Below are 10,818 nucleotides of genomic sequence, written 5' to 3'. Positions count from 1 at the left end.
CTACGATCGGGTATCCGGCCGCACCAGGCGCGGCAGGTCACCGGCCCGGCCCATGGCATGACGGGCCAGCAGGGATTTGATGGGGCTCAGACGGTCCACCGTGCCCAGGCCCAGGTTGCGCAGCAGGCGCACCGGTGTGAGCTGACTGGCGAACAGCCATTTGAAGCCGTCCATGGCCGACTGCATCAGGGCATTCTCACCGCGGCGCCAGCGCTCGTAGCGGCGCAGATTGGCATGGCTGCCGATATCGCGTCCGGCCACCCGGGCCGCGGCGACGACCTCGGCCAGAGCGGCCACGTCCAGCAGCCCCAGGTTCACGCCCTGCCCGGCCAGCGGATGGATGACATGGGCGGCATCGCCGACCAGGGCCAGTCGCTGCTGTACATAATCCACGGCATGCAGCCGGCGCAGCGGGAAACCGCCCCGCGCGCTCACGCCGGTGATCGCACCCAGCTGGTAATCGAAGGCCTGGCCCAGTTCGATGCAGAAATCATCCTCCGGCAGGGCGAGCAGGCGCTCGGCCTCTTCCGGCACGGTGGACCAGACAATCGAGCAGCGCCCGTCGCGCAGCGGCAGGAAGGCCAGCGGCCCGGTCGGGAGGAAGCGCTGCCAGGCGGTTTCGGCGTGCGGCCGCTCGGTGGCGACCACCGCGACCACGGCGGTCTGTGCGTAATCGTGCGCCTGCACCCCGATGCCGGCCAGCTCGCGCACCCGGGAGCCGGCGCCGTCGGCACCGACCAGCAGGGCGGCACTGAGCTCGCGGCCGTCCTCAAGGCGCACCGTCACCTGCGTGTCCCCGACGCTGAAGTCGGCCAGCACGGCCGGGCAGAAACGCTCCAACCCCTCCAGGCGCTGCTGGCCCTCGAGTAGCGCGGCCTGAATGACGCGCTGCTCGATGATGTGACCCAGCAGCGGCTCGCCCAGTTCGGCGGCGTCGAAATGGATACGGCCGGGGCCGGCGGCGTCCCAGACCTGCATCTCGAGATAGGGGCTGACCCCGCGCGCACGGATGCCGTCCCAGACCCCGAGCCGCTCGAACAGGGTCTGGGAGGCACGGGTGATGGCATAGACCCGCTGGTCGATGCTGTCGGCCGGCCAGTCGGTCACCGGCTCGCGGGCATCGATCAACGCGACCCGCAGCCCGGCGTCGGCCAGGGCGCAGGCGAGGCTGGCGCCGACCACGCCGCCGCCGGCGATGATAACGTCATAGGAGCGTTCGCTTGTCTGCATCTGTCACCTGCCTGGACGCTGGGTTGCGCTGCGCTCCACCCATCCTACGCATGCCCTGTAGGATGGGGAAGGCGCTTCGCGCCGAAACCCATCATGGCCTTCACAACGCCACTCCGCGCGCCAGCCGCGGCAGCCGGCCGCTGCGTCCCATGGTCAGCCGGCCGAACAGGCGCTTGGCCGGAGGGCACAGGTCCATGGCCAGCATGCCGGCATCGCGCAGCAGCGCGATCGGCGCGAGCGGGTTGGTGAACAGCCGGGTCAGGCCGTCGGTGAAGGCGATCACCCGGCGGTGATCGGCACGGCGCCAGTCGGCGTACTGCTGCAGCACCATGGTGTCGCCGATGTCCCGCCCCGCGCGGCGGGCGTCGCAGATCACCTCGGCCAGCGCGGCCACATCGCGCAGGCCCAGGTTGAAGCCCTGGCCGGCGATGGGATGCAGGGTATGGGCGGCATTGCCGATCAGGGCCAGCCGCGGGCGGATGGATTCCCGCGCCCGCACCAGTGCGAGCGGATAGGCATCGCGCCGGCCGATGCGCTCGAAGCGCCCCAGCCGGTAGCCGAAGCGTTCCTGCAGCCGGGCCAGACAGGCGGCGTCGTTAAGCGCCATGACCGCCTCGACCTGGGCCGCGGGCAGGGTCCAGACCACCGAACAGCGGCCCTCGGACATGGGCAGCAGGGCGATCGGGCCCTGGTCGGTGAAGCGCTCATAGGCCACATTGCGATGCGGCTGCGCGGTGCGGATATTGGTGATGACCGCGGTCTGGCGGTAGTCCCATTCGGTCACCTCGATGCCGAGCGCCTCGCGCACCTTCGAGCGGGCGCCGTCGGCTGCCACCACCAGGTCGGCCGTCACCTCAGCCGGCCGGCCGTCCCGGCTGAGACTCACCCGCGCCGGCGAGACGGCATTGTCGATGCCGGTGACCTCGGCCGGCGTGATCAGCTCGACCGCATCCAGCGCCTGCAGCCGCCCGGCCAGCACCCGGCCGAGGTCGCGGCTCAGGACCACATAGCCGAGCGCAGGCACCCCCTCCTCGCCCCGGTCCAGGCGGGTGAAGCCGAAGCGGCCGCGGTCGGAGACATGGATGCGTTCGATCGGCGTGGCGCTGGGCGCGATGGCGTCCCACAGCCCCATGCCGGCGAAGATACGCTGCGAACCGGCGGCGAGCGCAATGGCGCGGTCATCGAAACTGGCCTGATCGCCGGTACCGAAAGGCGCGGCCTCGACCACGCCGATGCGCAGGCCCTGATCCGCCAGCGCACAGGCCAGGCTGGCCCCGACCAGGCCGCCGCCGACGATCAGGATGTCGTAATGCTCAGCCACTGCCGACGATGGCCTCGATCTCGTCCACGGCCTTGGGCGCGCCGGTACTGAGGATCTCGTAGCCGTCCTTCGTCACCGCCACATCGTCCTCGATGCGGATGCCGATGTCCCACCACTTCTTCGCCACGCCCTTGGTGCCGGCGGGGATGTACAACCCCGGCTCCACGGTCATGACCATGCCCTTCTCCAGTACCCGCCACTCGCCGCCGACCTTGTAGTCGCCGACATCGTGCACGTCCATGCCCAGCCAGTGGCCGGTGCGGTGCATATAGAAACGCTTGTAGGCCTCGTCCTTGATCAGTTTGCGGACATTGCCCTTGAGGATACCGAGTTGCACCAGCCCTTTGGTGAGCACCTTCACCGCCGCATCGTGGGGGTCGTTCCAGTGATTGCCAGGCCGCACCTCCTCGATGGCCGCGTACTGGGCGTCCAGCACCAGTTCGTACAGGGCGCGCTGGGCCTTGCTGAAGCGGCCGCCCACCGGGAAGGTCCGGGTGATGTCGGAGGCATAGTAGTCGTGCTCGGCGCCGGCATCGATCAGCAGCAGTTCGCCGTCGTTGAGCCGGGCGTTGTTCTCGGTGTAGTGCAGGATGCAGGCGTTGGCCCCGCCGCCGACGATGGGCGAATAGGCGTGCTCGCAGCCCTCGCGGCGGAAGGCGTGGGCGAATTCGGCCTCGACGGCGTACTCCATCAGTCCCGGGCGGGTGGCCTGCATGGCACGCACATGGGCACTGGCGGCGATCTTCGCCGCCCGCCGCATGGTGCGCAGCTCGGACGCGCTCTTGTACAGGCGCATGTCGTGCACCAGGTGCTCCAGGGCGATGAATTCGTCCGGGGTGCGCTCGCCGCCGCGGCTGCCGGCGCGGATGCGGTTGAGCCAGCCCAGCATGCGCTGATCGAAGTCGCCGCGCAGGCCCATGGTGTAGAAGACCCGCTCGCGGCCTTCCATCAGCCCGGGCAGGATGTCGTCGATGTCGCCGATGGGAAAGGCGTCGTCGGCACCGTAATCGTTGCAGGCGCCCCCGGGGCCCACACGGCGGCCGGTCCAGGTCTCCCTGACCGGATCGCGCTCGCGGCAGAACAGGATGAACTCGCCGTGCTCACGCCCCGGCGCCAGCACCATGACCGCCTCGGGCTCGTGAAACCCGGTGAGATAATAGAAGTCGCTGTCGGGCCGGAAGGGGAACTCCACGTCCCGGTTGCGGATGCACTCGGGTGCGGTGGGCAGGATGGCCACCGAGTCCGGCCCCATCATGCGCATCAGCTGGCGGCGGCGGCGGGCGAATTCCTTCGGAGTCATGGCGGGGTTCCTTGGCAGGAAGCGCGCGGCGGACCGGAACGTGACATCGTTCCCGTCATTGCGAGCACCCGAAAGGGCATGAACGCAGCGCGGCAATCCCGTACTGGAAAATCAATTGGCTGGAGATTGCCACGTCGCTACGCTCCTCGCAATGACGGGCCTTTATTGCAGCCGCGGCGGCGCCTGCAGGGGTTGCAGGGTCTCGGCGATATAGAGCACGCCCACCCGCAGGTATTCCACGATCTCGGTCAGCGCGGCCTCGTCCTCCTCGCTGCCCTCCTCGCCTTCCAGGCTCAGGCGCGCGATCTCGCCCATGTCGCGCAGCAGCTCGCGCACTTCCTCGGAACGGATCTCCTCCTGGCGGATACCGCCTAGGCCCAGCCCGAACAGAAAGCCGTGGCACCAGCTACCCAGCGCCTCGGTGCGATCCCCCAGCGGGGCCTCGTCGTCCGGCAGCATCAGCTGCAGATCCATCTCCCCCGAATACATGGAGGTGCGCAGGCCCTCGGCCATGCTGTTGAGCTCCCGCCGGCACTGCTCGACGGCGGCGTCACCGGCGTCGGCGCCGTCCTCGAAGATCTCGCCCAGCCACTGGGCCTCGTTCACCCGGCCGGAGGCGCACAGCAGGCCGCAGAACAGGCCCTGGGCCTCGGCGGCATCCAGTTCGGAGCGGGCCCGGGCCAGGCTGGCCTCCAGGCGTTCGTAGTTATCGGCGGTCGTGGTCATGGCGGGAATCAAGATTCGGCGGACTTCGCCGCCATTATGGCATATCCTGCCCGTTATCGCGCCGGGCAATTGACCCTGTCAGGCCACCGATCTATAGTGAACGCCATGGAAAAGGACAGCGCACAACAAATGGCGGAACAGGAACTTAAGCGCCTGGAATTCCGCCTGGACGAATTGATCAAGACCGTCGAGCGTCTCAAGGAGGAGAACCGTTCGCTGCGCGCCCAGCAGCACAGCCTGACCTCCGAGCGCGCCCAACTGGTCGAGCGCAACGAAATGGCCCGCAGCCGGGTCGAAGCCATGATCAGCCGCCTCAAGGCCATGGAGCAGAGCACATGACCGACGGCGCCAAGGCCATCACCGTCAAGATTCTCGATAAGGACTACCGTATCGCCTGCCCCGAAGAGGAGCGCGACGGCCTGATCGCCTCGGCCGAGTATCTCAGCGCGAAAATGCGCGAGATCCGCGACAGCAGCAAGATCATCGGGACCGACCGCATCGCCGTCATGGCCGCGCTGAACCTGGCGCATGAACTGCTTGAGAACAAGAACCGCAAGCAGGACTACTACCAGAACATCAGCACCCGCATCCGCAGCCTGCAGGAAAAGATCGAGCTGGCCCTGAACAAGGGCAATCAGCTGGAATTGTGATTTTTCCGCGATAATAAAAAGCGCCACGGAAAACACGGAAAACACGGACAAAACCAAAGCGAACACATTTCATTCATTGCCGGGCGCATAGCGCCCCGGCAATGAAATACAGGGATTTCCGTGCTTTCCGTGTATTCCGTGGCGCTTTTGATCACCCCTTGAGAGCCCCGCCCCCGGATGCGTTATACTGTCCCTACGGCACCCCCTGCGCTACAGGTCAGCGGTCAGGTAATTCTTGAGCCGACAATCTTTGACCTCGGGAACAGGCTTCAGCGGCCGGTGTGCATGACCGCCATGCGCGGTAAGCCTGAAGGACGCTGCGAAGTTCCCAACTTGAACTTACGGTTCAAGGTCAACGGCCGCGACGGTACGGGCGGAGGGTGCCGCCTTTATTTATATTTCAAGAGCGCCACGGAATACACGGAAACCACGGACAAAAATAATGTGGTTGCAGGTCGGAGTAGCCCACAGAGTGTAACCCGACATCGCCTGCGAACCCGACCTACTATGCAGACAACAATGATTATTTCCGTGCTTTCCGTGTTTTCCGTGGCGCTCTTGATCTTTCACACAAAAACATGACCGATCGCAAATCGCTGCGCCGCCGCATGCGCCAGGCCCGGCGCGTCCTCGCCCCCCGTCAGCGGCAGCAGCTCGCCAAGGCCATCGACCGCTGCGTGCACCGACACAAGCTGTTCTATGCCAGCCGCCACATCGCCGCCTACCTGGCCGTGGACGGCGAGGTCGACGCCACGCCGCTGATGCAGCGCGCCTGGTCCATGGGCAAGACCCTCTATCTGCCCGTACTCCTGCCCTATGGGGAGAACCGGCTCTGGTTCGCCCCCTACACGCCGGAGGACAGGCTGGTCCCCAACCGCTTCGGCATCCTGGAACCGGCCCGTGCCGCCCATACCCGCGTCTCACCCCACCGGCTCGACCTGGTGCTGGCTCCGCTGGTCGCCTTCGACCACCAGGGCAACCGCCTGGGCATGGGCGGCGGCTTCTATGACCGCAGCTTCGCCTATCTGGCCCGTCACCGCAGTTACCGCCGCCCCAGACTGCTGGGACTGGCCTACGAATTCCAGCGCCAGCCGCAACTCGACCACCAGCCCTGGGACGTGCCGCTGGCCGGGGTGGCGACGGAGGCGGGGTTGATGTTATTCAAATAAAAACACTTAACCGCTAAGGCGCACAAAGGCGAATTAAGGAGTAGAGAACAGGTCTATTCCTCCCCCTTGATGGGGAAGGTCAGGAGGGTGTGTACTGATTCGATTACCCTCCCCCAGCCCTTTATGCCCTGTGGGTGCCCCCCATCAAGGGAGGGGAGACCATATTCCTTCGCGCGCCTTCTTCGCCTTGGCGGTTTAATCTTTTTCAATACCCGGGAGACCAACATGAACTATTGGCTGATGAAATCGGAACCCGACGTCTTCGGCATCGACCACCTGAAACAGGCCCCGAAGAAGACCGAGCACTGGGACGGGGTGCGCAACTACCAGGCGCGCAACATGATGCGGGACGAGATGAAAAAGGGCGACCAGGTCTTCTTCTATCACTCCAACTGCGACGAGCCGGGCATCGTCGGCATCATGAAGGTGGTCAGGGAAGGCTACCCCGACCACACCGCCTTCGATCCCGAGGCCAAGTACTACGATCCCAAGAGCGATCCGGACAATCCGCGCTGGTACATGGTCGACGTGCAGTATGTGCGCAAGCTCAAGCGCAACATCCCGCTGGCGGAGCTGAAGCAGTACAAGGAGCTGGAAGACATGCCGCTGGTGCGCAAGGGCAACCGGTTGTCGATCATGCCGGTCACCAAGGCGCAGTGGAATTTCATCCTCGGGCTGGAATGAACAGCAAAAAGCGCCACGGAATACACGGAAAGCACGGAAAAGAACGACAGATTGCCGGCGAGCCTGTCGCTTGACCCGGCCTCCGGCCTCTACTATAGGAAGGTAAAGGCATCCCGGTCGATGCCGGCGATCGCGCCCGCAAGGCGCAGGAGGCCGTTATGACGCATACCATCTATATCCATATCGACGAGGAACTCACTCCGGAACAGCTGCAGGAACTGCATGAGACGATCGGCGGCCTGTCCTTCGTCACCGACGTCGAGGTCAACAGCCGGCTGCCGCATGACCTGCTGGTGGAATACGAGCCGCAGCGGGGCATGCCCATGCCCATCATCAACCAGCTCAACCGGATGGGCCTGCATGCGGATGTGACGTCCTGCTGACCCGCAGGCAGATTTTCGTCATTGCGAGGAGCGAAGCGACGAAGCAATCTCCCAATGCCTTGCAGCAGACGTCACGAGATTGCCGCGTCGCTTCGCTCCTCGCAATGACAGGTCATATTTGACTCAGGTAAGCTCTATTCAACTGCGGCTATATTGTTTTTGTCCGTGCTTTCCGTGTATTCCGTGGCGCTTTTTGCTCTTGATCTTCACCCCAGGAACAGCTCATAGGCCGGGTTGCCGTCCTCTTCCCAGTAGGGATAGCCGACCTTGTCGAGGTATTCACGGAAGCGCTTGCGGTCCTTCGCCGGCACCTGGATGCCGGCCAGCACCCGGCCGTAGGCCGCGCCGTGATTGCGGTAGTGGAACAGGCTGATGTTCCAGTGCTGGCCAATCGCGGTGAGGAACCTGAGCAGCGCGCCCGGGCGCTCGGGGAACTCGAAGCGGTACAGGATCTCGTCCTCGAGCCCGCCGGCATGGCCGCCGACCAGGTGGCGGATGTGCAGCTTGGCCATCTCGTTGTCGGTCATGTCCAGCACCGGGTAGCCCTCGGCCTGCAGCCGTTCGACCAGTTCCCGGCGCTCCTCCTCGCCGCCGGTCATCTCCACCCCGGCGAAGACGTGCGCTTCAGCGGCATCGGAATAACGGTAGTTGAACTCGGTGATGCTGCGCTGGCCGATGGCCTTGCAGAAGGCGCGGAAGCTGCCGGGCCGCTCGGGGATGGTCACGGCCAGCAGCGCCTCGCGGCGTTCGCCCAGTTCGGCCCGCTCGGCCACGTGGCGCAGGCGGTCGAAATTGATGTTGGCCCCGCTGCTGATGGTGACCAGGTCCTGGTCCGTGGTGCCATTGGCCTCGACATAACGCTTCATCCCGGCCACCGACAGGGCGCCGGCGGGCTCGACGATGGAGCGGGTGTCGTCGTAGATGTCCTTGATGGCCGCGCAGATCTCGTCGGTGCTGACCAGGATGACCTCGTCGACCAGCTTGCGGGCAATGCGGAAGGGCTCCTTGCCGACGGTACGCACGGCCGCGCCGTCGGCGAAGATACCGACCTGCTTGAGGGTGACCCGGCGCTGGCGCTGCATGGCCGTGTACAGGCTCGGGGCCTCTTCCGGCTCCACCCCGACGATACGGATATGCGGGCGCAGGGTCTTGATATAGGCAGCAATGCCGGCAATGAGCCCGCCGCCGCCGACCGGGACGAACACCACGTCCGGATCGCCCGAGAACTGGCGCAGGATCTCCATGCCCACTGTGCCCTGGCCGGCGATCACCAGTGGGTCATCGAAGGGATGAATGAAGGTCAGGCCCTGCTTCTCCACCAGTTCCATGGCGTGGGTATAGGCCTCGTCATAGCTGTCGCCGTGCAGCACGATCTTCGCCCCGAAGCTGCGCACCGCATCGACCTTGATCTGGGGCGTGGTCCGGGGCATCACGATCAGGGCCTTGATACCCCGGTGCTGCGCCCCCAGCGCCACGCCCTGGGCATGATTGCCGGCCGAGGCCGCGATCACCCCCTTGGCGCAGGCTTCATCGTCGAGATGGGCGATGCGGTTGTAGGCCCCGCGCAGCTTGAAGGAGAACACCGGCTGCAGGTCCTCCCGCTTCATCCAGACCCGGTTGCCCAGCCGCCGTGACAGCCGTGGCGCCGGGTCGAGCGGGGTCTCGCGCGCCACGTCGTAGACGCGGGCGTTGAGAATCAGCTTGAGGGTGCGTTCCGGCATGGCGCTACGATAGCAGATAACATAATAAGAGCGCCACGGAATACACGGAAAACACGGAATAATTCATGCCATCAACCTTAGCAGAATGAGTCAGCCGCAGAGCAACCCGACAGGGTCAACGGAGAGCGTCGGGTTACGCCCTGCGGGCTAACCCGACCTACGACTACATTATTTTTGTCCGTGCTTTCCGTGTATTCCGTGGCGCTCTGGATTTTGACTTTTGTTTCAACCCTCTGCCGGGTTAAGATTCAGGGATTGCCACATCAGGAGTGGGACATGAACCAGGACGAACTCAAACAAAAGGTCGCCGAGGCCGCCATCGAATACGTCGTGCCCGGCACGGTCATCGGCATCGGCACCGGCTCGACCGCCAACCTGTTCATCGACGAGCTGGCGAAGATCAAGGGCAGGATCGAGGGCACGGTGGCCAGTTCCGTGGCCAGCACCGAGCGCCTCAAGGGCCACGGCATCCCGGTCTACGAGCTGAACGACGTCGACGAGGTCTCGGTCTACATCGACGGCGCCGACGAGGCCACCAGGCACCTGCACCTGATCAAGGGCGGCGGTGGTGCGCTCACCCGGGAGAAGATCGTCGCCGCGGTGGCGAAGAAGTTCGTCTGCATCGCCGACGGCTCCAAGCTGGTCGACGTGCTCGGCAACTTTCCGCTCCCGGTCGAGGTCATCCCCATGGCCCGCAGCTATGTCGCCCGCGAACTGTCCAAGCTGGGCGGCCGTCCGGAGCTGCGCGCCGGTTTCACCACCGACAATGGCAACGTCATCCTGGACGTGCACGATCTGCAGATCATGGAGCCGGCCAAACTGGAGGCCCAGATCAACAACCTCGCCGGCGTGGTCACGGTCGGCATCTTCGCCCTGCGCCCGGCGGACGTGCTGCTGCTGGGCACTGCCGATGGCGTGCACAAGCTCGGTGGCGGCGAGTAAAGATCAAGAGCGCCACGGAATACACGGAAAGCACGGACAGAGCTGATGCCATATATGGTTGCCGGTTAAGATTCGCCGTCATCCCCCGCGCAGGCGCGGGCCCAATAACCACTGCGGTATGTGGATCCCCGTCTGCGTGGGGATGACGGACTTAAGGTCAGACGAAGCCCCTTCGGTTCCTTGCAATAATATTTTCCGTGCTTTCCGTGTATTCCGTGGCGCTCTTGACCTGAAAAACCGAAATGCAACGCCTGCTCATCACAATCGGTATCGTGCTGGTGGTCCTGGGCCTGCTCTGGCCGCTGCTCACACGGCTGGGGCTGGGACGGCTGCCGGGGGACATCATGGTCGAGCGGGAGGGGTTCAGGTTCTATTTCCCGCTCATGACCTCCATCATCGTCAGCCTGGTGCTGACGCTGTTGTTCTGGCTGTTCCGGAAGTGAGAGATTAAGAGCGCCACGGAATACACGGAAAGCACGGACAGAACCGATGCAACGTCTCAGTGCTGGTTAAGATTCCCCGTCATCCCCGCGCAGGCGGGGATCCATTAACCACGGCGGCTTCTGGATTACACGCTGCGCTCGCCCTTCGGGCCGCCCTTTGGGCGTTCAACGCGCTTTGCGCTTTTGTCCGGCCTACGCCGGAATGACGGACTTAAAGCCAGACGAAGCCTCTTCGGTTTATTGCAATAA

12 protein-coding genes and 1 other RNA gene are annotated in these 10,818 nt (G+C 64.8%); 8 read left to right on the top strand and 5 right to left on the bottom strand.

The genetic code is table 11. From position 1 onward, the window contains the following. From D6C00_RS10285 to D6C00_RS10270, 4 genes are all read right to left on the bottom strand, one after another. The gene (locus D6C00_RS10285) at positions 1-1,230 is read right to left on the bottom strand and encodes a UbiH/UbiF/VisC/COQ6 family ubiquinone biosynthesis hydroxylase (protein WP_125181641.1); all 1,230 of its coding nucleotides are present in this window, start codon (positions 1,228-1,230) and stop codon (positions 1-3) included. A gap of 100 nt (positions 1,231-1,330) precedes the next feature. After that, entirely contained in the window at positions 1,331-2,551 is a 1,221-nt protein-coding gene (gene ubiH / locus D6C00_RS10280) for a 2-octaprenyl-6-methoxyphenyl hydroxylase (RefSeq protein WP_125181640.1), read from the bottom strand. Next, positions 2,544-3,851, bottom strand: coding sequence for a Xaa-Pro aminopeptidase (pepP, locus tag D6C00_RS10275; protein ID WP_125181639.1), 1,308 nt, complete (start codon positions 3,849-3,851; stop codon positions 2,544-2,546). Before pepP ends, ubiH begins: the two co-directional genes overlap by 8 nt. Before the next feature lie 162 nt (positions 3,852-4,013). Next, entirely contained in the window at positions 4,014-4,577 is a 564-nt protein-coding gene (locus D6C00_RS10270; RefSeq protein ID WP_125181638.1) for a UPF0149 family protein, read from the bottom strand. 129 nt (positions 4,578-4,706) lie between these two features. Between D6C00_RS10270 and D6C00_RS10265 the strand changes: the two genes are divergently transcribed. From D6C00_RS10265 to D6C00_RS10240, 6 genes are all read left to right on the top strand, one after another. Then, on the top strand, positions 4,707-4,916 hold the full coding sequence (locus D6C00_RS10265; protein WP_125181637.1) for a TIGR02449 family protein: 210 nt from the start codon (positions 4,707-4,709) through the stop codon (positions 4,914-4,916). Next, entirely contained in the window at positions 4,913-5,227 is a 315-nt protein-coding gene (locus D6C00_RS10260) for a cell division protein ZapA (protein ID WP_125181636.1), read from the top strand. The genes D6C00_RS10265 and D6C00_RS10260 overlap by 4 nt, the downstream gene beginning before the upstream one ends. Positions 5,228-5,426: 199 nt before the next feature. Then, a non-coding RNA gene (gene ssrS, locus D6C00_RS10255) (6S RNA) lies at positions 5,427-5,611 on the top strand. 194 nt (positions 5,612-5,805) lie between these two features. Next, positions 5,806-6,396 (top strand): 5-formyltetrahydrofolate cyclo-ligase, encoded by a 591-nt coding sequence (locus tag D6C00_RS10250; RefSeq protein WP_125181635.1) that lies wholly within the window; start codon positions 5,806-5,808, stop codon positions 6,394-6,396. A 225-nt stretch (positions 6,397-6,621) separates the two neighbouring features. Continuing rightward, complete coding sequence (locus tag D6C00_RS10245) at positions 6,622-7,080, top strand: EVE domain-containing protein (protein ID WP_125181634.1); 459 nt, start codon at positions 6,622-6,624, stop codon at positions 7,078-7,080. Between the two features lie 158 nt (positions 7,081-7,238). After that, positions 7,239-7,463, top strand: coding sequence for a hypothetical protein (locus tag D6C00_RS10240; RefSeq protein WP_125181633.1), 225 nt, complete (start codon positions 7,239-7,241; stop codon positions 7,461-7,463). 206 nt (positions 7,464-7,669) lie between these two features. Here the strand turns inward: D6C00_RS10240 and ilvA are convergent, their stop codons facing one another. Next, entirely contained in the window at positions 7,670-9,184 is a 1,515-nt protein-coding gene (gene ilvA / locus D6C00_RS10235) for a threonine ammonia-lyase, biosynthetic (protein WP_125181632.1), read from the bottom strand. A gap of 276 nt (positions 9,185-9,460) precedes the next feature. Between ilvA and rpiA the strand changes: the two genes are divergently transcribed. Together rpiA and D6C00_RS10225 are read left to right on the top strand one after the other, a co-directional pair. Then, positions 9,461-10,126 (top strand): ribose-5-phosphate isomerase RpiA, encoded by a 666-nt coding sequence (gene rpiA, locus D6C00_RS10230; RefSeq protein WP_125181631.1) that lies wholly within the window; start codon positions 9,461-9,463, stop codon positions 10,124-10,126. Between the two features lie 242 nt (positions 10,127-10,368). After that, positions 10,369-10,569 (top strand): DUF2905 domain-containing protein, encoded by a 201-nt coding sequence (locus tag D6C00_RS10225; protein ID WP_125181630.1) that lies wholly within the window; start codon positions 10,369-10,371, stop codon positions 10,567-10,569. Positions 10,570-10,818: the final 249 nt, after the last annotated feature.

The sequence above is a fragment of the Thiohalobacter thiocyanaticus genome, from assembly GCF_003932505.1.
In the GTDB taxonomy this organism is placed as follows: Bacteria; Pseudomonadota; Gammaproteobacteria; order Thiohalobacterales; family Thiohalobacteraceae; genus Thiohalobacter; species Thiohalobacter thiocyanaticus.
The sequence above is the reverse complement of the archived record's forward strand: the minus strand, read 5'-3'. Positions and strand labels throughout refer to the sequence as shown.